Below are 22,856 nucleotides of genomic sequence, written 5' to 3'. Positions count from 1 at the left end.
GATAGGTTCGGGGTGGAAGCACAGCAATGTGTGGAGCTGACGAATACTAATCGGTCGAGGGCTTATCCTAAAACGTTTATGATTGATTCATAAACATCGCTTAAGAAGTTTCACTTTCGCATCCAGTTTTCAGGGCACAAGTTCCTGATCTTGCAGTCGTTCCCACGCGCTGTAAGTGACACTAGTGGGATAAGTGTGGCGGTGTAGCTCAGCTGGCTAGAGCGTACGGTTCATACCCGTGAGGTCGGGGGTTCGATCCCCTTCGCCGCTACCATACTTTTCGGAGGCTTAGCTCAGCTGGGAGAGCATCTGCCTTACAAGCAGAGGGTCGGGGGTTCGATCCCCTCAGCCTCCACCATATAAGTTTTATATTGCCGCGAGGTGGAGCAGTCCGGTAGCTCGTCGGGCTCATAACCCGAAGGTCACAGGTTCAAATCCTGTCTTCGCAACCAATTTTTTCGGAAAAAATCCGGAAGTAGCATGGAGCTGTGGTGTAGAGGCCTAACATGCCTGCCTGTCACGCAGGAGACCGCGGGTTCGAATCCCGTCAGCTCCGCCATTTTTTTATGTGTAAATAAGGCTCGGTAGCTCAGTCGGTAGAGCAGAGGACTGAAAATCCTCGTGTCGGCGGTTCGATTCCGTCCCGAGCCACCATTTAGCTTGTGGAGGGCTAGTGAAGTGGCTAAACACGGCAGACTGTAAATCTGCTCCTTCGGGTTCGGTGGTTCGAATCCATCGCCCTCCACCATTTCTCTTTATTGAGAGCCATTAGCTCAGTTGGTAGAGCACCTGACTTTTAATCAGGGTGTCGAAGGTTCGAGTCCTTCATGGCTCACCACTTATTTAAATGTCCAACCCACATACTTCGGTATGTGGGTTTTTGATGCTTCATTAATATAGAATAGAAAAAGCTTGAAGGGACACTCGATCCTTCAAGCTTTTTTGTTATCTATTTTTCCGAAATTTAAGTTCTTCAATGATTTCTGCTACAGAAGAGTTTAACCGTTCTTGTAATTCCTCGTTAAGCTCGAATTCACCGTTATCAACACGTGCGATTTGAGAATCAGTGGCATATACTCCGCTGCCGAAATGCTTAGCATTTAATGCGGAAAGGACTGGCTTCAGGGCATAGTCAATTGAGAGCAAGTGAGCAATCGTACCGCCAATGAACAGAGGAGTGACGAATTTGCCGGATAGTCCTTTTTGAGGAAGCAGATCAAGGAATGTTTTGAGTACGCCGGTAAAGGATGCTTTATAAACAGGGCTAGCAATAATCACTACATCTGCTGACTCAACTAAGGAAGAAGCTTCAACAATTGCAGGACTGTCGAATCGTGCATGGATGAGATCCTCTGCAGGAAGGGAAGCAACCGTAATATGGTTGAAAGAAATGCCTTCTTTAGACAAGTGTGATTCAACATATTGCGTAATACCTGTCAAACGTGAACCAGGATTAGGACTGCCATTCAAAATAACAACTTGCGGCATCTTATATTCACTCCTTAATTTTCGTTAATTCCGATATGATAAGTATGGATTTATCCTATCATGAACATTTCCAGTCGTCAAACACATTATAACGCTGTAAGAAGAGATTTTAATCATTTTTTTCCTCTCGATAGGGAACAATGTTGAACAGTTAAAACAAATGACGTGACTGACGAAGGGGAACATTCGAATGACGTATTGGCTTGCTGTCGGGATGACTATTGTATTGACGGTTTTGTTTGTACCCATCATGCAGAGGATTGCTATCAGGTACGGTATTGTTGACCGGCCAAACTGGCGTAAAATTCATAATCGCCCGATTCCGCTTATGGGCGGGGCTGCGCTATACATTGCTTGTGTTGTGACGATTCTTACTTTTCAGGGGATAACTCCACTTAGTTTATGCATTATTGTAGGCGGGGCGCTGCTTGTTACAATTGGATTGATGGATGATGCATCGAAAGCGAAAGGAAAAGACTTCCCGGTATGGCCTCGTGTCATTATCTATTTGGGGGTCTCATCTATTCCACTGTTTTTTGGTATTCATATGGATGGCGTTATGAATCCTGCTAATGGATTGTTCGTCAGCTTCCCTGCCTGGGTAGATTGGATTGGAACAATCATTTGGATTTTCGCCCTTATTAATATGATCAACTTCATAGATGGTGTAGATGGCCTTGCTTCAGGAGTCTGTACATTGTCTTCAATTACTTTGTTTATTACTGCCCTTATTAAAGGGCAAGGGGATATAGGAGTAATCGCCATTATTATTGGTGGTTCTTGTATCGGTTTTCTGCTGTATAATTTCCACCCTGCGAGAATTTTTATGGGTGATGCTGGAGCAACCTTTCTAGGCTATACCCTTGCGGTTATCGCTATAGATGGTGCGTTCAAGAAAGCTACGTTTATCACGATATTAGTGCCTCTACTGGCATTAGGATTACCTATCTTGGATACGATAATCGTTATGCTTCGCAGGCTGGCTACCGGTAAGGGACTCCATCAGGCAGATAAGCTCCATACTCACCATGCTCTTATGCGTTGGGGGCTGACACAGGTTCAAACGGTTTCCTTTATGTATCTCATTGCAGCGTTGTTCTCCTTGCTGTCTATCCTTCTGCTTGTCATGAAAGGCTGAACTAAGCAGTGGTTTTGTGATACAATGACGAAAAAAAGCGTCATTCTTGGAGCTGGAGATTGGAGACATGTGAAATGAGCACGACAGATTGGCTAACCCCGCTGCAGCACATTTTGAACTGTCCGGTACGGTTCACTACGTTCTCGTTATCTGATTGGACAAGCTGGAGCGGAGATGACAAGCACGATAAGATTGTGGAAGGCAGTCGTGTAGAGCAAAACGGAAAGACATGGATCGTTGTTAAGGTTACGGGCAACGATGTGGAAGCCTTAGAGATCGAAGGGGAACTTAAGCGGGCTGAAGCGGAGTTATTGACTTGGACACTGCAATGGAATCAAGCTCAACAGCAGCAAGCGGTGAAACCAGGTAACTTATCAGAAAGCGAATCGTTTGCCCTCAAGCTAAGCGAGTGGATTCAACAGCAGGTTGATTCGGAGGAGCCTTCTTATTCGATTCCCGATCATTTGACTGCAGGCGGCAAGTTATTTGCGGAAATGATCCCTTTCTTATTAGTAACGGAATACACGAATGGTAAACAGGCTTCTTATTCGGAACTAGAAAAGCTGCTCCGCTCATTTCTTGCGGAGGATATTTTGCTTATTCCACTTAAAAATCAGGAATGGCTCATATGGGGACCTGTCTCTTTATTGAAGGAAGCCGATAGTGAGTTTATGGATGACGAAGATGAAGAGACGGTGGAAGACAGTTTGTCTTCTATATGTCATGGTTTATATGAGATGCTGGCAAGCGAATGGATCGGCGAATGCCATCTGGCTGTCGCTCATCCTGTAAGTCCGGCTAAAGGAATCGTGGAGACGACCGTACTGTTGCGTGAGACGATTAATCTTGGCCGTAAGTTCCATGTAGGAACAAGTATTCATTTGCCTTGGAATCTGCAGTTGGAGCGGCTCTTGAATGCGATTCCGGAAGTTCAACGTTCCCGTTACTTGGAGCATGCTTTAAAGCGGACCGAGTTGTTCGTTGAATCGGAAATGCTGGCAACGCTTGAAACTTTCTTCTCGCTTGATTGTAATGTAAGTGAAACGGCAAAAAAGCTTTATATCCATCGGAATACATTATTATATCGCTTAGATAAATTAAAACAGGAAACTGGACTTGATGTTCGACAGTTCCGTGATGCCGTATTAGTCAAAATTATTTTACTATTGTACAAAGTTACGAAAAGGAATTAGTTTTTTTGTATAGTTTGTGCATAGTCACAAACGGGCCTGTGCGATAAGATATACCCATAAGAAATTTTCTTTTAGGGGGACATTCAAATGGCAGGCGTACGTTTAGAAGGCATTTACAAAAAATACCCGGGTTCCGACAAAGCATCGGTAACTGATGTTAACCTTGACATTAAGGACAAAGAGTTTTTGGTACTGGTAGGACCTTCCGGCTGTGGTAAATCGACAACTCTTCGTATGATCGCAGGTCTTGAAGAAATCTCCGAGGGTAAGCTGTATATCGGCGACCGCGTCGTAAATGACGTAGCACCGAAAGACCGCGACATCGCGATGGTATTCCAATCCTACGCGTTGTACCCACACATGAACGTTTATCAAAACATGGCTTTCGGCCTTAAACTTCGTAAATTCAAAAAAGCAGACATCGACAAACGTGTTCGTGAAGCTGCTAAAATTCTTGATATCGAGCATTTGCTGGATCGTAAACCAAAAGCACTCTCCGGCGGTCAACGTCAACGTGTAGCTTTGGGACGCGCTATCGTTCGTGAACCACAAGTATTCTTGATGGACGAACCACTTTCCAACTTGGACGCTAAACTTCGTGGTCAAATGCGTGCTGAAATCAGCAAACTGACTAAACGTCTTGAAACAACTACTATCTACGTAACGCATGACCAAATCGAAGCAATGACGATGGGTGATCGTATCGTAGTTATGAAAGACGGCTTCATTCAACAAACGGCTTCTCCTGAAGAGCTGTACAACCACCCAGTAAACATCTTCGTAGCGGGCTTCATTGGTGCTCCTTCGATGAACTTCATTACTGGTACGCTTGCTGATCAAGGCGGCGCTGTGAAATTCAAAACTACTGGTGTAGACGTTGTTGTACCTGAAGGTAAAGCAGCAGATCTTCGCGCTAGAGGTTACATTGGTAAAGAAGTAATTCTGGGTATTCGTCCAGAAGATCTTCACGAAGAGCCTGTGTTCTTGGAAGCTTCCCCGAACACAATCGTTAACGCTAACGTTGAAGTAGCTGAGAACCTTGGTCATGAAATGTACCTGTACCTGAATGGTATCGGTTCTGACACAGTAATCGCTCGCGTTGACGGTCGTTCGACACTGCGTGACGGTTCCAGCGTTAAGCTTGCTCTGGACATGAACAAAGTTCATATGTTCGACAAAGAGTCCGAGCTGAACATCTTCGAAAACTAATCCTTAATAATTACAACAAGGCTGTCTCCCGATTGGGAGGCAGTCTTTTTTACGTTTTTATAAATAAAAAACCGTATTGGCGCCAGCACCGTCTAATACTTAATTAAGCGTATGCTGAGGGTTTGGGGAAGGAGGGACAAATGGATAGAGATGAGTATGCAGCGGCTGCTATAAAAGGCGACGATGAGGCGCTTATTGCACGAATTCAGATGGATCAGGGCCGCCTATATGGCATTGCCTACTCCTATATGCGGAATGAGACGGATGCACTCGAGGCTATACAGGAGACTACTTTTAGGGTTTGGAATAAACGCCGTACTTTGCGTGATCCCAAGGTCTTTACGACCTGGATGACACGGATTCTTATCCGGATCTGTCTGGATGAGCAAAAGAAGCGGCGCCGTGAGCAGCCTCTAAATAATGAGCTTATGGAGAGAGATACGTCAGCTGCTACTGAAAATGGCGTGGATAAAATGGATTTGGCTGTTCAACTGCAGAAGTTACCTGCGAAATACAGGATGGTTATTGTGCTGAAATATTATCGGGACATGACGATTACGGAGATAGCCGAGCTCCTGGAGAAGCCGGACGGGACGATAAGAACGTGGCTGCATCAAGCTTTGAAGCAATTAAGAAGTAATGAGTCGTACGGAAAGGAGGGGATGACGGTTGAGTGGGAATAGGTTGGAGTTCGAACAAGGGTTAGAAGAGATGTTTGCAGAGGATAAGGCACAGGTGAACTTGTTATTAGGAAGTGCAACGGAGGATTCCTTTTCATCAGCCATTCGGACAGGAGTAGAAAGGGCACGCCAGCAGGGAAGAAGTAGGAGAAGAAGCAGACTGACCGTTCAAATGGCAGCTTCGGCGGTTATCGTGCTTGTTCTTCTTACAGCATGTATTCGGGTATCCCCTGCCTTTGCGAATCTGATGCGTGAGATTCCGGGGTTGAATGGAGTCGTTGAGTTGATAAAAGGCGATAACACACTGATTAGTGCAATAAATCATGAATTTATTCAGCCGGTGAATGACTCCGACAGTAAGAACGGCTATACGCTCACGGTTGATGGTGTTATGGCGGATCAACAGCGGATTGTGATTTTTTATACGGCAGAGGGTCCGAATATGAGCGAAGATGCTCATACCTCAGACTACAAGATTACCGACGGTAATGGTGAGCACTTGGAAGCTATGATCGGCAGTAACTATTATAGTATTGGGCAGACAGAGCCGGAGAAGGAAGAAGCGACAAATGTTCATGATATGATTGATATTATGTTGGGTGATGGTGTCCAAGTACCGGATAAAATCAAGTTCGCTTTGAAGCTCGGCGGTGAATGGCATGAGGTCGATATTCCAATTGATCATAGCCGATTTGAAGAGTTAGGGGAAGAAATCACGCTGAACAAAGAAATAGAGGTTGGAGGACAGTATTTCATCATAGAGAAAGCCCTCGTTACACCGCTGCAGGCATCAGTCACGATTCGACGGGAACCGGATGCAAGGATACGCGCAAATTCTTTTTTGAAGCTGGCATTGGTGGATGAAAAAGGGCGGCGTTGGGAAACAAAAGGTGGTTTTGGCATGCTGGATGACGGGACAACGACGCTGACGTTCCAAAGCAATTATTTCGAGAAGCCTAAGCATCTTCAACTGGTAGCCGATGGACTGCTACTATCGCTGAAAGAGCAGAAATTTGTTATTAATACCGAAACGGGAGAGACGCTGGAAACACCGGATGACCGTATCCAATTGACGAAAGTCCGGAAATACCCTTCGGGCTTTGAGTTATCTATTGAAGCAAAGCAATTGAATGAGCTGGAACGGGGGTATGGCTACTGGTTGCTTGACCATAAGGCGGTATTCCATGACGCATCGGGGAGGGAGCATACATTACTTGATCATGATGGCACACAAAGTACTTCAAGAAGCGAAGCAGATGGATCGGCTTTCATGTACGAAGCATACTACACCATCCCTAATAAACCTTATAAGCAGCCATTAACTTTTACGCTGTATCAATACCCGGGATATGTCGAAGAACCTGTGAATGTGGTTATAAAATGACGAAAAGCGCTGAGCGACGGAGAAACGTTGCTTTCGGCGCTTTTTTCCTTTACGATGAAGTCATTGGAAATAGATTTACTTACTTCATATAACCTATTGGGAACGCAAGTGAGGAGGCCGTTCGATGGCTAAGAAAGTAAAAGTAGCGGAACTAGTGCAACATTTCTCAATGGAGATTGTCTCCGGCGAAGACGGCTTGAAGCGTTCTATTCTGGTTGATGATCTTTACCGTCCGGGCCTGGAGATGGCAGGATATTTCGATTATCACCCACATGAGCGGGTACAGCTGCTAGGCAAGACGGAGCTTACATTCCTCGATACACTGACGAGTGAGGAACGCAGAAGCCGTTTTGAACAGCTTTGTCATGAGAACACACCTTGTATCATTTTGACAAGGGGACTTGAGGCACCAGCCGAGCTGGTGGAACACTCGAACAAAGCGCAAATTGCGGTGCTGCGCAGTAATGTGGCAACGACTATTTTGCAAAGCCGGATTACTGACTTCCTGGAGAAGAAGCTTGCTCCAACTGCTACGATTCATGGCGTCCTTGTAGACGTATATGGTGTTGGCATGCTTATTACAGGCGGAAGCGGTATTGGTAAGAGTGAAACCGCTCTTGAGCTTGTGAAACGCGGCCATCGTCTGGTAGCCGATGATGCGGTTGAAATTCGTCAGACGTCGGATGGACAGTTGTTCGGCAGTGCGCCGGAGCTTATTCGCCATTTGCTTGAAATTCGAGGCTTAGGGATCATCAACGTGATGACTTTGTTTGGTGCTGGTGCTGTACGTACGAGCAAGCGTATTACCCTGGTTATTAAGCTTGAGAACTGGCAGCAGGATAAACAATATGACCGTCTTGGCCTTGACGAGGAGAAGACTCGGATTATTGATACGGATATACCGCTTGTTACAGTGCCGGTTCGTCCTGGTCGAAACTTAGCAGTTATTATCGAGGTTGCAGCGATGAACTTCCGTCTGAAACGTATGGGCTACAATGCGGCTCTGCAGTTTACGAACAAGCTGACCGAAACGATTGCGGAAGATACCGATGATTTCGATTGATAGCTGAAAGAGTTGCAGGAATAGACCTATTATAGAAGGAGCATTGAACAATGAATCTGTTGATTGATCCAACGGCGTTTTCCCTTGGGGACATTCATGTGCGTTGGTACGGCATCATTCTTGGTACGGCTGCATTGGTCGGATTGCTGCTGGCTGTACAGGAAGGGAAAAGATTCGGCATTAAGCCGGAGTTTTTCATGGACCTCTTGCTGCTTGGCGTGCCATCGGCCGTTATTTGCGCGAGAATTTATTATGTAGCCTTCACATGGGACGAGTATAAGAACAATTGGGTAGATGTCTTTAAAATTTGGAATGGCGGGATTGCCATCTATGGGGCTTTGATCGGGGCTTTTGCATGTGGATTTTTCTATTTCCGCTACAAGGGTTACTCGTTCTGGCGAATGGTAGATATTTGCGCACCAGGGCTTCTTGCCGGCCAAATGATTGGCCGCTGGGGCAACTTCATGAATCAGGAAGCATACGGCGGTCCGGTTGAGGAGAACTTCCTGCGGAATACGCTGCATCTGCCTGACTTCATTGTGAATCAAATGTATGTTGCAAGTGAAGGCGTTTACCATCACCCGGCGTTTCTCTATGAATCGCTCTGGAGCTTGGTCGGTATTATCCTCTTGATGGTTATTCGTCGTCAAAAGTTCCTTCGCGCTGGTGAGCTTGTTGCGTACTACTTTATCTGGTACTCCATCGGCCGCTTCTTCATTGAAGGAATCCGTACGGACAGTTTGGCTTTCCAAGGGCCAGGGGCACTGGGTTCCCTGATGGATGCATTATGGACACCGATGACTTGGTTAGGGTTTGAACAAGGATTCCTTGATCCAGCCTATGGCGATGTACGTATCTCGCAGCTTCTTGCGATTATCCTGATCATCGCGGCAATCATCTTCATCGTTGTGCGCCGTTCAACAGGTGCAGCATCTGTCCGCTATCAGGATCCGATTGTGTCCACCAAGGAGACAGCATTACCTGTAACGGATGTAAAGACGGACAACCTGTAAGCTTTTATTAGTAGTAGGAGTGAAGAAAAGCATGACGGGCAATATACGAACAATGCTGTTCGATCTGGATGGCACCATTATGGACACCAATGAGCTTATTATTCGCTCGTTTCTGGAATCACTGAAGGGCCTTGTCCCTGAGGGATTCGGCAGAGAACATATTATCCCGAGTATGGGACTTACACTTCAAGCGCAGTTTAGACATTTTACAGGGCTTGAGGATGTTGACCACCTCATTAAAGCTTATCGTACGGTGAATACAAAACTTCATGACGAGCTGCTCCGGCCATTCCCTTATACGAATGAGGTCATGAAGAATTTGCATGAACAAGGCATTCAGATTGGCGTTGTTACGACGAAGATTCGGATGTCGACAGAACGCGGAATGAAATTTTGCGGGCTGTATGATTATGTCGATGCGTTTGTTACGGTCGATGATGTTACGAATCCGAAGCCGCATCCTGAGCCGGTACTTATGGCGTTAGAGCAGCTTGGGGCTGACCCGGCAACCACGATTATGATTGGTGATAGTACCGTTGATATCATCTCCGCGAAGGAAGCGGGAGTAATCCCCGTGGGTGTTGCCTGGTCGCTGAAAGGCCAGGAGCTGCTGAAGGAGAGCGGAGCGCAGTATATCATTGAAGATATGCGCGAGTTGTATGCATTCGCAGGAATGGAGCGATAGCCGTTGCGAAACGTTGAGCGTTATCCGGTGGAAGGACCAAATGCGCTGTGGCAGGTATATCATACGGTAAGCCGTCTCAAGGCGGTACGGAATTTTATCGCGATTCAGGCTGCTCGTTATTGTCCGGAGCTTACGGTTAAGAATTGGATCTACCGCCGGATCCTTGGGATGAAGGTCGGCAAGCAGACCGCGTTTGCGCTTATGGTTATGGTTGATGTATTTTTCCCAGAGAAGATTGAAGTAGGGGATAATACGATTATTGGCTATAACACGACCATTCTGACGCATGAGTACTTAATCAAGGAATATCGGCTGGGTAATGTGAAGATAGGCTCTCATGTTATGATTGGGGCTAACACGACCATCCTTCCTGGTGTGACGATTGGAGATCATGCGGTAATCGCTGCTGGTTCGATCGTCCATAAGGATGTACCAGCCTATACGTTTGTTGGAGGCAATCCCATTCGGGAGATTATGCGGACGGATACCGAGTTGAAGTGATCCAGGATCTTTATAACAAGGGGAAAAGCCTCACTATTCGCGAACACTCGAAAGAGCGCGAATAGCGGGGCTTTCTTGCTGGACAGCACACTACTGGAAGAGATGCCCAGCTATCTTGACGGAAGCGAATGTTCATGCTAATATTACGTCTAATACTTTATTTTGTTAGTATGGTAACATGGTAGCACTTTAATATACTAAAGTAACCGAAGGTGAATAATGATGTCTAAACCAAAAGTATTCGAGAAGCCAATTGGCGTTAAAGATTATCTTCCAAACGCAGTAGCAAAGCTGCGTCATATTGAACGTGATGTACTGGCCTGTATGAAGGGCTGGGGCTACGAACAGATTATTACTCCAACGATGGAATACTACGATACAGTAGGGGTCGCGAGCTCGACTTCGGATCAGAAGCTGTTCAAGCTGCTCAATAATCGTGGTACGACGCTTGTATTGCGCTCAGACATGACAGCACCAATTGCTCGTGTGGTGTCTTCCCTCCTTAAGGAATCGCAATTCCCGCTGCGCTTGTCTTATCATGGGAACGTATTCCGCTCTATTGAAGAAGAGTCGGGCCGCGAGGCGGAGTTTTTCCAAACAGGTGTAGAGCTTGTTGGTGATGCTTCAGCTGAAGCGGATGCAGAGGTTGTTGCACTGGCCATCGCTTCCCTTAAGGCAGCTGGTGTTAACCGTTTCAAAATTGCGATTGGTCATGTCGGCTTCCTGAACGGTTTGTTTGAGGAGACACTGGCTGGACGTGAGGAAGCACAGGAGCAGTTAAAGTCCTGCCTGCTTAACCGTGACTATGTCGGCTATCGTGAGAGCCTGCGTGAACTTGAGCTAGATGAGCCGGTACAGCGTGAGCTGGAAGGTATTCTCCGTCTACGCGGCGGGCAGGAAATCTGCGAGCAGGCACTTGAGCTGAGCGCAGATGCGACGGCGCAGAAGTCCATTCGCCATTTGTGTGAGATCTGGGATGTGCTTAAGGCATATGGCGTATGCGAGCATGTACTGATCGATCTGACGATGATTGGTGACTTCTCTTATTACACAGGCATGACGTTTGAGGGTTATGCGGCGGATCTAGGATTCCCAGTGGCAAGCGGTGGACGTTATGACAATCTGCTCAGCCAATTTGGACGTCCAGCACCGGCAACAGGCTTTGCCCTAAAGACAACACGCATTCTGGAGCTTGTTGGTGCAGAAGAAGACACAGCGGGTAATGAGCGTGTCCTAATCGGCTATGATGTTCAAGGCCGTGCAGAAGCGCTGGGAGCGGCTCAACAGCTTCGTGAGCAGGGAACAGCTGTTGTTACAGAACGTATGGCAGCAGAGGATTGGAAAGGGCTTGTAGAAGGCTCGTTTACTTATAAAGGTGTAGCGTATACGAAAGGAATGCCGTTTATCAGCGGTGTAGAAAAGGCGACAGGAGGCAGCGGACAATGAGCGAAGCGAGAAAAGATATTTTGAAGGTTGCGATGCCAAAGGGCCGCATCTATAAGCAGGCTTCGAAGCTGTTCCGTGAAGCGGGTCTGCCGATTCCAAGCGACTTCGATGATACACGTAAGCTCATTATCGAGCTGCCGGAGGTTGGCATGGAGTTCATCATGGCGAAGCCGGTTGACGTTCCAACTTATGTGGAATACGGTGTTGCCGATATCGGAATCGTGGGCAAAGACGTCCTGATGGAAGAGAACAAAGACGTCTATGAGCTTCTTGATCTGGGCATCGCAAAATGCCGAATGTCGGTTATTGGTCTTGCGGATTGGAAGCCGGCTATTAATCCACGGGTAGCGACGAAATATCCGAATGTGGCTTCGCAATATTTCCGTGAGCTGGGGCAGCAGGTTGAAGTTATCAAGCTGAATGGTTCAATCGAGCTTGCACCGCTGATTGGTCTTGCTGACCGCATCGTAGATATGGTAGAGACGGGTCAAACGCTACGTGAGAATGGTCTTGTGGAGATGCAGTCGATCTTCCCGATTACAAGCCGTCTGATCGCGAACCGTGTCAGCTACCGGATGAAGAATGAAGTGATTCAAGGCTTGTGTGACCGTCTTCAGAATACGATTACAGCCAAAGTATAACACGATAGATAGAGCAATATAGGTGAGGAAGGGGACGAAAGCTTATGCGGATTATGCAGGCGGAGCAGTTTGGGCTGCAGCGTGAGGTGGAGTACGGAACACCGGAGCAAAATGAAACGGTGCGTCAGATCGTAGAAGCGATTAAGGCGGAAGGAGACGCGGCGCTGCTGCGGTACACGGAGCAGCTGGACCGCGTCCAGCTTGATGCGTCATCGCTTCGTGTGACGCAAGAGGAGATTCTGGCGGCGTACGATAAGGTCGACGCCGATTTCCTCACGGCAATCCGTGAGGCAGCCGTGAATATTCGGGTATTCCACGAGAAGCAGAAGCGTAACTCGTGGATGGATTTGCAGCCGGACGGTACGATGCTTGGGCAAATTCTCCGGCCCCTGAAGCGGGTCGGCGTGTATGTGCCCGGAGGCAAGGCGGCGTACCCGTCGTCCGTGCTTATGAACGTCATTCCGGCACAGGTAGCCGGCGTGCCGGAGATTGTGATGGTAACACCGCCAGCAACAGGCGGCAAGGCTGGCATTGACCCGTATATTCTTGTAGCCGCTGCAGAAGCAGGCGTTAAAGAGATGTACCGGGTTGGCGGCGCTCAGGCGATTGCAGCGCTCGCTTATGGCACAGCATCGATTGCACCGGTTGATAAAATTTGTGGACCGGGCAATATTTATGTAGCGCTGGCGAAGCGCTCCGTATTTGGTGCAGTAGACATCGACAGCATTGCCGGGCCAAGCGAAATCATAGTACTGGCGGATGAAGGGGCGAATGCCTCTTATATCGCAGCTGACCTGCTGTCGCAGGCAGAGCATGATGAGATGGCTTCGGCGATTCTTGTGACGCCATCCGAGAAGCTTGGTCAAGCGGTCGCTGCCGAAGTGGAGCGCCAGCTTGCAACACTGCCGCGTGAAGCAATTGCGCGCGCGTCCATTGACAGCTACGGCGCGGTACTGCTCGTCGATTCCATCGAAGCGGGTATCGACGTTGTGAACAAACTGGCACCGGAGCATCTGGAGGTACTGACGGCTGATCCGATGAGCCTGCTTGGTCTCATCGAGAATGCCGGTGCAATTTTCCTCGGACCATACAGCTCGGAGCCGGTTGGTGATTATTTTGCCGGACCTAACCATATTATCCCGACGAATGGAACAGCACGCTTCTCCTCGCCGGTGAACGTGGATGATTTCCTGAAGAAGTCGAGCCTTATCTATTACAGCAAGGAAGCTTTGCTGAAGAACGGCAGCAGCATTATGACGCTCGCCCGTCATGAGGGGCTTGAGGCGCATGCCCGTGCGATTGAGATTCGGTTAGAGCAAGAAGGAAAATAACAGACCATTCATATAGGAAGAAGGAATTATAGTGGCGGATACACAACGGAAAGCAGAAATTGTACGTAAAACGAATGAAACAGATATTAAGCTTAGCTTTGCAGTAGACGGTACGGGTGAAGTGAAGCTCGAGACGGATGTTCCTTTCCTGAACCATATGTTGGACCTGTTCGCCAAGCATGGCCAATTCGACCTGACCGTTGAAGCACGCGGCGATATCGACATCGATGATCACCACACAGTAGAAGATATCGGCATCTGCCTTGGTCAAACTCTTCGTGAAGCGCTTGGAGACAAACGCGGCATCAAGCGTTACGCGAGCGTATTCGTACCGATGGATGAGGCACTTGCTCAAGTCATTATCGACGTCAGCAACCGTCCTCACTTTGAATACCGTGCGGAATACCCATCTCCACAAGTCGGCAGCTTCTCGACGGAGCTGGTTCATGAATTCCTGTGGAAGTTTGCTCTTGAAGCACGTGTTACGCTGCACGTCATCGTTCACTACGGCAAGAACACGCATCATATGATCGAAGCGGTGTTCAAAGCCCTGGGACGTGCGGTCGACGAAGCTACTAGCATCGATCCTCGTGTACAAGGAGTGCCTTCAACGAAAGGAGTGCTGTAGTATGATCGCGATCATCGATTACGGCATGGGCAATCTGCACAGCGTCAGCAAGGCGGTTGAGCGTCTTGGCTACGAGGCAGTCGTAACAGCTGATCCAGCGGTTATTGCTGCAGCGGACGGTGCAATTCTGCCGGGCGTTGGCGCGTTTGGCGATGCAATGGACAATTTGCGTGAGACGAAGCTTGATGAGGCAACAAAAGCTTATGCAGCTTCCGGCAAGCCGCTTATCGGTATTTGCCTCGGTATGCAGCTGCTGTTTACTCAAAGCGAAGAGCATGGCGTAAATGAGGGTCTTAATTTGCTCCCGGGCAAAGTAATCCGTTTCCAGGGCGACTACAAAGTGCCGCATATGGGCTGGAACAAGCTAAACTTCCTACAAGACAGCCCGCTGTTCAAAGGCCTCGAGGAAGGGCATGTGTACTTCGTACACTCCTATCATGCGAAGCCGGAGGTTGCTTCTGATCTGCTAGCGACAACGGATTATCATCAGCAGGTAACGGCTATTGTGGGACGTGGCAATGTGTATGGGATGCAGTTCCACCCGGAGAAGAGCAGTGAGCTAGGCATCAAGCTGCTGGGTAACTTCCTTGCTTTAACGGGAAGCCCGGTTGTGCAGCGTTAACAGGCGATTACTCGCTACGATATAGATTAGATTCCAGCGATTAACGAGAGGGGAGCGTGAACATATGCTGGCGAAACGTATTATTCCATGTCTGGACGTGAAGGACGGACGGGTTGTAAAAGGAGTTAACTTCGTGAACCTGCGTGATGCAGGGGATCCGGTTGAGCTTGCGTCCACCTACGATCAGGAGGGCGCCGATGAGCTCGTCTTTCTCGATATTTCGGCATCGGTAGAAGGACGCGCAACAATGATTGAAGTTGTTAAAAGAACGGCTGGAGAAATTACGATTCCGTTCACAGTTGGCGGCGGTATCTCCCATGTTGACGATATGAAGCGGCTGCTTCGTGCTGGCGCGGACAAAATCGCAATCAACACAGCTGCGGTTCTTAATCCATCTCTTGTAAGCGACGGTGCTCGCAAATTCGGCTCGCAATGTATTGTTGTAGCCATTGATGCGAAGTACAACGAGGCTTGGGACGAGTGGGAAGTGTTCACCCACGGCGGACGCAAGGAGACTGGCATTAAGGTTCTCGAATGGGCGAAGGAGATTGAACGTCTAGGAGCAGGAGAAATTTTGCTTACTAGCATGGATGCAGACGGTACAAAAGACGGTTTTGACCTGAAGCTGACTCGTGCAGTATCGGACTCGGTTAGTATTCCGGTCATCGCTTCCGGCGGAGCGGGACGGATTGAGCATTTCTCTGACGTATTCGAAGAAGGTCATGCCGATGCAGGCCTTGCGGCGACCATTTTCCACTACAAAGAAATGACGATTTGCGAAGTGAAGGATGATTTGAGGCAGAAAGGCGTGGAAGTACGATGACGGAACTGGCAGAACGCATCAAATGGAGCGAGGACGGCCTTGTTCCGGCAATTGTGCAGGATACGCAGAGCAAAGAAGTTCTTATGCTTGCTTACATGAACAAAGAGTCGCTTAAGTTATCGGTGGAATCAGGTGTTACCTGGTTCTGGAGCCGTTCCCGCAATGAGTTGTGGAACAAAGGGGCAACAAGCGGCCATACGCAGCGTATTCGCTCGATGTCGTATGATTGCGACGCCGACACGCTGCTCGTGCGTGTAGATCAGAAAGGTCCGGCTTGCCATACGGGTGCGTACTCCTGCTTCTTCAACGAGATTGAAGTAGCCGGCAATGACACAGCGGGAGCAGAGGCTGAGGCATCCGCTGATAATCGCTTTGCGATTCTTGGCGAGCTGGAGAGCGTTATCGCTGCGCGTTATGCAGAACGCCCCGAAGGCGCTTATACGACTTATCTGTTCGAGAAGGGTCTCGATAAGATCCTGAAAAAGGTCGGCGAAGAAGCTACGGAAGCGATTATTGCTGCGAAAAACAGTGACAACGACGAGCTTCGCTCGGAAGCAAGCGACCTGCTGTTCCATCTGCTTGTCCTGCTGCGTGAACGCGGTTTGCCGCTTGACGATGTGATGAATGAGCTGCAAAGCCGTCACGGCAAGCCTGCCACTAACAATGCGATGAGAAGAGAGCAGGCAGGCAAATAACCTATTTTTTCAAAAGAAAGGCCGGTATGCACATGTTTATCGATTATCATACCCATCATGCCCGCTGTGGGCATGCTGTCGGCTCGCTGGAGGAATACGTGCAGAAGGGGATAGAGATCGGTCTTCAGCAGATCGGTCTTTCTGACCATATGCCGCTTCTTCATGTGGATCCTGCTACGTATTATCCGGAGATGGCGATGCCGATGGAGGAGCTTTCTGGATATGTGGAAGAGTGTCTGGCTCTGAAGGAGAAATATAAAGGCCAGATCGACATTCGTGTCGGCCTTGAAGGGGACTATATCGAAGGTCAAGAAGAGAAGATCGAAGCCATTATTAACGCATATCCATTCGACTATGTGATTGGGTCGGTTCATTTTCTGGGTGAATGGGATATTACGGACTTCCGCCAGACACATGGCTGGGAAGGTAAAGACCCTATGAAGGTGTATGAGCAGTATTACGATGCGGTGGCGAAAGCAGCAGCAACGGGATTCTACGACTACATCGGGCATATCGATGTCATTAAGCGTTTTGGCTTCAAGCCAGAAGGTGATGTTACTCATCTGGAGAAGGCTGCTCTAGATGCTGTTAAGCGTCATGGGATGGCGATCGAGCTTAATGCATCGGGTCTTCGGACCCCCGCTGAGGAGATGTTTCCAAGCCGCAGAATGCTCGAATATGCAAAACAATTGAACATTCCAATCACTATTGGCTCGGATGCGCATCAGCCGCAGCGACTGGGGCAATATTTAGATCAAGCGCGTGCGGTGTTGAAAGATGTCGGTTTTTCTCAGCTGGCGACGTTTGAACGGCGAAAATTGGTATTTGTCGATTTTTGAATTATAGTAAATTAGATGTATAATGATATGGAACAAGCTTGACGCTGTACGAAAGTGTCGAGCAAACGACGAAGGCTTTGCCCATGCAAAGAAGCACTTCATGTCAAATTATTGGTTTAAAACGCTCAGGAGGGTATCATGTTTAGCGACAAGTTGCGTATTTTTTCGGGTTCGTCCAATCCGATATTGGCTCAAAAGATCGCCAGTGATTTGGGATTGACACTCGGCGCCATCAAAATGTCCCGTTTCAAGAGCGGGGAAATCTACGTTCACTATGAAGAAACGATTCGGAACTGTGACGTATTCCTCGTTCAATCGTTCTCGCATCCGATCAATGAGCATTTTGTCGAATTGCTCGTAATGATCGATGCAGCGAAGCGGGCATCCGCGAAGACGATTAACATCATCATGCCGTATTACGGCTATGCGCGCCAAGAGCGCAAAGCAGCTCCGCGGGAGCCTATCTCTGCTAAAATGGTTGCAGACGTACTGACTACGGTTGGCGCAAACCGTGTTATCACTATTGACCTTCACGCGCCGGCAATTCAAGGCTTCTTCAATATTCCGGTAGACCACATGACAGCGCTGGATCTGATCAGTGACTATCTGAAATCGAAGAACATTAAAAACCCGGTAGTCGTATCTCCGGACGCTGGACGTGCTTCCACCGCAGAGAAACTTGCGAACAACCTGGACACATCGTTTGCTATTATGATCAAGAAGCGTCCTGCACACAATGAATCTTCGATTACTCACGTTATCGGCGATGTTGAGGGACAAACTGCGATTATTATCGAGGACTTGATCGATACGGGCTCTACTATTGTCAACGTTGTTGAAAGCTTGAAAGAGCGTGGAGCAGAAGACGTCTATGTATGCGCAACTCACCCGCTGTTCTCGGGAAATGCCATTGAGCGTTTGAATCATCCTCATATCAAAGAAATAATCGTTACGGATTCGATCTCTCTGCCAGAGGATCATCCGGAGAAGTTCACCGTATTGTCGGTAGCTCCGCTGCTTGCGGAAGCGACTCGCATTATCATTGAAGGCGGTTCGATCAGTACCCTCTTCAAGACAAACGGCGGCGTTTAATTAAATAAGGCAATGACAGAAAATCGCGGGCGTTTTACCTAACGTTCGCGATTTTCCCACATATTCTTTCGTGTTAGGATAGGCATTGCTATGGTATAATCGTAGAAAATCAAGTTCCGGGAGGTGCCTTGCCAGGTGAAAGAAAAGAAACGTGAAGCCATAGAACAGACAGCCAAGATCATACCGATTCAATGGGACGCCACGTTCTTTTTCGAACGGGCGGTTCGCTCGTTGGATCGTTACCACTATGACAAGGCACTCAAATATTTCCGGCGTGCCGTGGAGTATGAACCGGAAAATCCGGTTAATCATTGCAACATGGCAGGCATCATGTCGGAGATGGGCAATTATGAAGAATCCAATCGGATTTTGAAATGGATTGTCGATGAGCTGGATCCGACGATGACGGAATGTCATTTCTACATGGCCAATAACTATGCCAATATGGAGATGTATGAAGCAGCCGAGGGCTCGCTTGTTAAATATCTTGAAGAAGACGCGGATGGACAATATCTCGATGAAGCTGATGAGATGATGGAGCTTCTCCAGTATGAGCTGGAGCGCCCTGCACCGCTTACGAATATTAAAGCACGTGAAGGTATGTTCGAACATGATCAGGCCCGTAAGCTGCTTGAGGAAGGCAAGTTTACGGAAGCTGTTCGTATTCTTGAGAAGATTATCGAGGAGCAGCCAGAGTTTCTGGCGGCACGAAATAATTTAGCATTGGCTTATTACTATATGGGCATGTTCGACAAAGCGATGGCAACGATTCATGAAGCGCTTGAACTAGAACCCGGTAATTTGCATGCCCTTTGTAATCTGGGGATCTTCTATCAGCATTCGGGGGATACGGCGAGCCTTGCCCCATTGCTAGATCTTCTGCGCAAAACAGCACCATTCCATCAGGAGCATGTGTTTAAGCTTGCAACAACGATGGGGATCTTGGGTGAACATGAATCGGCTTATCGCCATTTCACACGCCTGCTGAAAGATTCGGAGCTTAATCAAGATCCATGCTTATACCATTATGCTGCGGTAGCGGCATGTAATATTAATCGATACGTGGAAGCAGAGCGTCTCTGGAAGCAGGCGGCGAAGCTTGATCCTGAATCGGATATTCCGCGCTATTACATGGAACAGTTATCGTTGATTAAGATCGGTGACCAGTCAGCGACGGTGAGCTATCATTATCATTTGCCGTTCGAGGAGCAGTTTAAACTGTGGGAAAATTCCTCCGATGGTCTTCCTGAGCATTTGAAGCGGGATCCGCTAGTCCGCTCATCGTTCTTCTGGGCGCTTCGTCATGGCGATCAGAATACGAAGCTGCAGGTCATTCAAGCGCTTGGCATGATTGCTGACAATGAAGTAAAAGATGTGCTTCGCGCCTTCTTGCTTGAGGCGGACGAAGATGACTACTTGAAGCGAATTGCCGTATTCGTGCTTCGTACACTCGGCGTACAGGAGCCGCTTCATGCTGTGCTGGAAGGAAAGGCAACAGTCATTGAACCTAATCGTGTTCCATCGCGTCTTCCGGTTTGGGAAGACAAATGGCAGGAGGTTGTTGAGGCAGCGCTATCCCGCGTCAACAAGCGGTTTGACCTCGTACAGCAGTACGACCTGATGACACTGTGGGTTGAATTCCTCTCACGTCTGTATCCGGAAGTGCCAAAGCTGACGAAGCCGGAGGGCTGGGCAGCAGCACTTGAATATTTAACGGCTAAGATGCATCGTCGAACGACTTCGTATCCTGAAATAGCAGAGCGTTATGGTATCTCCATTGCGACAGTCAGCAAGAACGCCAAAAAAATTGACGAGATTTGCGGAATTAAAGAAAAGATGAAATCGATCAGTTCTGTCTTCTCTTTAGACCATCTCGAATAGGCACAGTCATTAAATACGCCTTGTCATCGCAACGCACTGAAGGATATGGTTCCCTAAGTGCGTTTTGTCTTTGTCGGGCAAACTTATATATAATAAAGTAATTAGCTTTGCCCTTGTTTTACTCTTGCCCTTATCTTTCCCTACTCAACCACTTGTTAAGTGGTTGAAATGACTTAAATCCTGTAAGTTGCGGCATATTTGGGAGCGAAGTGGAAATAACGTACTGGAGAAGCGCAGCGCTCGCATTTGTCCCCGAATTTCAACCACTATAGTGGTTATTGAAATGAAGAAATTCGGGGACAACAGCGATTGGAAGGACGTTATTTTCGCGTAGCGGCATCAAACAGCCATAAACTTACATCACATTTAGGAGGACAACCATGTACAAATCCATCATTATTGGCACCGGCCCAGCCGGTCTTACAGCAGCGATCTACCTTGCACGTGCGAATATGAAGCCTCTTATTATTGAAGGTCCTGAGCCAGGCGGCCAGTTGACGACGACTACAGAGGTTGAGAACTTCCCTGGTTTCCCTGAAGGGATTATGGGTCCTGAACTGATGGCAAATATGCGGAAGCAGGCTGAGCGTTTTGGTGCCGAGTTTGTGACAGGTTGGGTTAACAGCGTTGATATGTCGGAGCGTCCATTCAAGCTTCAAGTGGAGGGCAAAGGCGAGTTCGTTGGTGAATCCATTATTATATCGACTGGCGCGTCCGCTAGATGGCTTGGCATCCCGGGCGAAAAAGACAATGTTGGACGCGGCGTAAGTACTTGTGCAACCTGCGATGGCTTCTTCTTCCGTAACAAGAAGATTATAGTTGTTGGCGGTGGTGACTCTGCTATGGAAGAAGCGAACTTCCTGACTCGCTTTGCGACAAACGTTGAGCTGGTAAACCGTCGTGATGAACTTCGTGCTTCGAAGATCATGCAGGACCGTGCACGTGAGAATGAGAAGATTAGCTGGAGCTTGAACCGTACCCCCCTTGAAGTTGTAGCGAGCGGTATGGGGGTTACTGGTCTTAAAGTTCGTAACAACGTTTCTGGTGAAGAGGAAGTTATTGAAACAGATGGTGTCTTCATCGCAATTGGTCATACGCCAAACACGAAGTTCCTCAATGGCCAAATCGACACGGATGACCACGGCTACATTATAGTGAAGCCAGGCAGCTCAGAAACAAATGTACCAGGCGTATTCGCTTGCGGCGACGTACAGGACAATAAGTACCGTCAAGCCATTACGGCAGCGGGCAGCGGATGTATGGCAGCACTCGATTGCGAACGATTCCTCGAGAGCAACGGTTCACATTAATCGTTGCATTTGATTGCAAATGCAGCAGCAATCCAGTATAAGAGGCGTATTCGGTCAGCCCTTTCCTGCATGTTGGAGAGGGCTTTTTCACGCCAAACTTACGCAGCGGCACGGATCCATAGGCAAACACTGGGTAAGCGGTTATCTTGACCGGAATTGGGCATTGGCTTATAGTTGGTAACAGAGTAGATAACATATTAATGAGGTGGACTAGTAATGTCTGAGAAGATTTACGTTGGAGTCGATGTCGGCGGCACCGCTATTAAAGTTGGGATTTGTAATGTAGAGGGAGAGTTGCTCCATACTTACGAAGGGCCGACGGAAACAAGTAAAGGTACGGACACCATCCTTCATAATATTGCGCAATATGCGCGTAACATCGTTGATGAATCTTCGTTCGCGTGGGAACAGGTAGAAGGCGTTGGCGTTGGTATTGCCGGCTTCCTTGATATCCCGAACGGTATTGTGAAATTTTCGGGCAACTTGAAGATTGAGAATGTTCACTTGAAAGACTACCTCGAGAAGGAGCTTCAAGTGAAAGTTCTTGTAAATAATGACGCAAACGTTGCCGCACTTGGCGAAGCATGGGCTGGCGCGGGCAAAGGCATCGATAACTGCGTATGCTATACTCTCGGTACTGGCGTTGGCGGCGGTATTATTATCGGCGGCAAAATCGTAGAAGGCTTCGCAGGTATGGCTGGCGAGCTGGGTCATATCGCAATTGTGCCTGATCTGGAAGCTATTCAATGTGGCTGCGGCAAAATGGGCTGCCTCGAGACGGTATCGTCTGCAACGGGAATTATCCGTATGGCAAAAGACGCTGTTGAGCGCGGCGATCGTACATCGCTGACGCAAGTTGAAGATATTATGGCGAAAGACGTTATTGACGCTGCGAAAGCTGGCGACGAAGTTGCAGCGCGTATCGTTAGCCGTGCTGCTTATTATTTGGGCAAGTCAATGGCGCTTATGGCGGTTGTGCTGAATCCGGAATGCTTTATTATTGGCGGCGGCGTGTCGAAAGCAGGCGATTTCCTGTTCGACCAAATTCGCGAAGTATTCGCGAAATACACACAAAAAGAGGCACAAGAAGGCGTGAAGATCGTTGCAGCTACGCTTGGAAATAATGCCGGCGTTGTAGGTGCGGCAGGACTCATCTTGCGTTCGTAGTGAATATGAACAGCGGCGTTACGATGG

At 48.2% G+C, this 22,856-nt stretch carries 22 protein-coding genes and 7 tRNA genes; 28 read left to right on the top strand and 1 reads right to left on the bottom strand.

What is annotated here, in order from left to right:
* Nucleotides 1–197: 197 nt before the first annotated feature.
* The 7 genes from AC0YNT_RS30160 to AC0YNT_RS30130 all read left to right on the top strand — a co-directional run bounded on the left by AC0YNT_RS30160 (nt 198) and on the right by AC0YNT_RS30130 (nt 838).
* Nucleotides 198–274 (top strand) — tRNA-Met (locus tag AC0YNT_RS30160).
* A gap of 8 nt (nt 275–282) precedes the next feature.
* Nucleotides 283–358 (top strand) — tRNA-Val (locus tag AC0YNT_RS30155).
* Nucleotides 359–375: 17 nt separating this feature from the next.
* Nucleotides 376–452, top strand: a tRNA-Met gene (locus AC0YNT_RS30150).
* A gap of 30 nt (nt 453–482) precedes the next feature.
* Nucleotides 483–559 (top strand) — tRNA-Asp (locus tag AC0YNT_RS30145).
* 19 nt (nt 560–578) lie between these two features.
* Nucleotides 579–654, top strand: a tRNA-Phe gene (locus AC0YNT_RS30140).
* A 10-nt stretch (nt 655–664) separates the two neighbouring features.
* A tRNA-Tyr gene (locus AC0YNT_RS30135) sits at nt 665–748 on the top strand.
* 14 nt (nt 749–762) lie between these two features.
* Nucleotides 763–838, top strand: a tRNA-Lys gene (locus AC0YNT_RS30130).
* A gap of 107 nt (nt 839–945) precedes the next feature.
* Here the strand turns inward: AC0YNT_RS30130 and ssuE are convergent.
* On the bottom strand, nt 946–1,488 hold the full coding sequence (ssuE, locus tag AC0YNT_RS30125) for an NADPH-dependent FMN reductase (protein WP_167283052.1): 543 nt from the start codon (nt 1,486–1,488) through the stop codon (nt 946–948).
* A gap of 190 nt (nt 1,489–1,678) precedes the next feature.
* On the opposite strand from ssuE, the gene AC0YNT_RS30120 reads away from it, so the two are divergent.
* The 21 genes from AC0YNT_RS30120 (at nt 1,679) to AC0YNT_RS30020 (ending at nt 22,829) form a co-directional block, all read left to right on the top strand.
* On the top strand, nt 1,679–2,626 hold the full coding sequence (locus tag AC0YNT_RS30120) for an MraY family glycosyltransferase (protein WP_475807856.1): 948 nt from the start codon (nt 1,679–1,681) through the stop codon (nt 2,624–2,626).
* Between the two features lie 74 nt (nt 2,627–2,700).
* Nucleotides 2,701–3,819: a PucR family transcriptional regulator gene (locus tag AC0YNT_RS30115; RefSeq protein ID WP_475807855.1), complete on the top strand. Its 1,119-nt coding sequence runs from the start codon at nt 2,701–2,703 to the stop codon at nt 3,817–3,819.
* Nucleotides 3,820–3,906: 87 nt separating this feature from the next.
* Nucleotides 3,907–5,028, top strand: a complete 1,122-nt coding sequence (locus tag AC0YNT_RS30110; RefSeq protein WP_475807854.1) for an ABC transporter ATP-binding protein — start codon at nt 3,907–3,909, stop codon at nt 5,026–5,028.
* 140 nt (nt 5,029–5,168) lie between these two features.
* Nucleotides 5,169–5,711: a sigma-70 family RNA polymerase sigma factor gene (locus AC0YNT_RS30105; protein WP_475807853.1), complete on the top strand. Its 543-nt coding sequence runs from the start codon at nt 5,169–5,171 to the stop codon at nt 5,709–5,711.
* Nucleotides 5,698–7,092, top strand: a complete 1,395-nt coding sequence (locus tag AC0YNT_RS30100) for a DUF4179 domain-containing protein (protein ID WP_475807852.1) — start codon at nt 5,698–5,700, stop codon at nt 7,090–7,092. Before AC0YNT_RS30105 ends, AC0YNT_RS30100 begins: the two co-directional genes overlap by 14 nt.
* A gap of 124 nt (nt 7,093–7,216) precedes the next feature.
* Complete coding sequence (gene hprK / locus AC0YNT_RS30095) at nt 7,217–8,155, top strand: HPr(Ser) kinase/phosphatase (protein ID WP_441897115.1); 939 nt, start codon at nt 7,217–7,219, stop codon at nt 8,153–8,155.
* Between the two features lie 50 nt (nt 8,156–8,205).
* A complete protein-coding gene (gene lgt, locus AC0YNT_RS30090) occupies nt 8,206–9,168 on the top strand; it encodes a prolipoprotein diacylglyceryl transferase (protein ID WP_475807851.1) in 963 nt (320 codons plus the stop codon).
* Between the two features lie 31 nt (nt 9,169–9,199).
* A complete protein-coding gene (ppaX, locus tag AC0YNT_RS30085; RefSeq protein ID WP_475807850.1) occupies nt 9,200–9,853 on the top strand; it encodes a pyrophosphatase PpaX in 654 nt (217 codons plus the stop codon).
* 3 nt (nt 9,854–9,856) lie between these two features.
* A complete protein-coding gene (locus AC0YNT_RS30080) occupies nt 9,857–10,354 on the top strand; it encodes an acyltransferase (RefSeq protein WP_475807849.1) in 498 nt (165 codons plus the stop codon).
* Between the two features lie 222 nt (nt 10,355–10,576).
* A complete protein-coding gene (locus AC0YNT_RS30075) occupies nt 10,577–11,800 on the top strand; it encodes an ATP phosphoribosyltransferase regulatory subunit (protein WP_475807857.1) in 1,224 nt (407 codons plus the stop codon).
* Entirely contained in the window at nt 11,797–12,441 is a 645-nt protein-coding gene (hisG, locus tag AC0YNT_RS30070) for an ATP phosphoribosyltransferase (RefSeq protein WP_167283074.1), read from the top strand. The genes AC0YNT_RS30075 and hisG overlap by 4 nt, the downstream gene beginning before the upstream one ends.
* A 44-nt stretch (nt 12,442–12,485) precedes the next feature.
* Nucleotides 12,486–13,772, top strand: coding sequence for a histidinol dehydrogenase (hisD, locus tag AC0YNT_RS30065; RefSeq protein WP_167283078.1), 1,287 nt, complete (start codon nt 12,486–12,488; stop codon nt 13,770–13,772).
* Between the two features lie 31 nt (nt 13,773–13,803).
* Complete coding sequence (gene hisB, locus AC0YNT_RS30060) at nt 13,804–14,400, top strand: imidazoleglycerol-phosphate dehydratase HisB (RefSeq protein ID WP_475807848.1); 597 nt, start codon at nt 13,804–13,806, stop codon at nt 14,398–14,400.
* A gap of 1 nt (nt 14,401) precedes the next feature.
* Nucleotides 14,402–15,022, top strand: a complete 621-nt coding sequence (gene hisH, locus AC0YNT_RS30055; protein ID WP_167283082.1) for an imidazole glycerol phosphate synthase subunit HisH — start codon at nt 14,402–14,404, stop codon at nt 15,020–15,022.
* 64 nt (nt 15,023–15,086) lie between these two features.
* A complete protein-coding gene (gene hisF / locus AC0YNT_RS30050) occupies nt 15,087–15,845 on the top strand; it encodes an imidazole glycerol phosphate synthase subunit HisF (RefSeq protein ID WP_475807847.1) in 759 nt (252 codons plus the stop codon).
* Complete coding sequence (gene hisIE / locus AC0YNT_RS30045; protein WP_475807846.1) at nt 15,842–16,540, top strand: bifunctional phosphoribosyl-AMP cyclohydrolase/phosphoribosyl-ATP diphosphatase HisIE; 699 nt, start codon at nt 15,842–15,844, stop codon at nt 16,538–16,540. Before hisF ends, hisIE begins: the two co-directional genes overlap by 4 nt.
* 32 nt (nt 16,541–16,572) lie before the next feature.
* Entirely contained in the window at nt 16,573–17,379 is an 807-nt protein-coding gene (gene hisJ, locus AC0YNT_RS30040; protein WP_475807845.1) for a histidinol-phosphatase HisJ, read from the top strand.
* A gap of 138 nt (nt 17,380–17,517) precedes the next feature.
* Complete coding sequence (locus AC0YNT_RS30035; RefSeq protein WP_167283093.1) at nt 17,518–18,471, top strand: ribose-phosphate diphosphokinase; 954 nt, start codon at nt 17,518–17,520, stop codon at nt 18,469–18,471.
* A 135-nt stretch (nt 18,472–18,606) separates the two neighbouring features.
* Nucleotides 18,607–20,352, top strand: a complete 1,746-nt coding sequence (locus AC0YNT_RS30030) for a tetratricopeptide repeat protein (protein ID WP_167283095.1) — start codon at nt 18,607–18,609, stop codon at nt 20,350–20,352.
* Nucleotides 20,353–20,732: 380 nt separating this feature from the next.
* On the top strand, nt 20,733–21,662 hold the full coding sequence (gene trxB, locus AC0YNT_RS30025) for a thioredoxin-disulfide reductase (RefSeq protein ID WP_167283098.1): 930 nt from the start codon (nt 20,733–20,735) through the stop codon (nt 21,660–21,662).
* A 216-nt stretch (nt 21,663–21,878) separates the two neighbouring features.
* Nucleotides 21,879–22,829, top strand: a complete 951-nt coding sequence (locus AC0YNT_RS30020; protein ID WP_441897141.1) for an ROK family glucokinase — start codon at nt 21,879–21,881, stop codon at nt 22,827–22,829.
* The last annotated feature ends 27 nt before the right edge of the window (nt 22,830–22,856 follow it).

The sequence above is a fragment of the Paenibacillus sp. J22R56 genome, from assembly GCF_056269375.1.
Note: the sequence above shows the minus strand (reverse complement) of the source record. Positions and strands in the feature narration are given on the sequence as shown.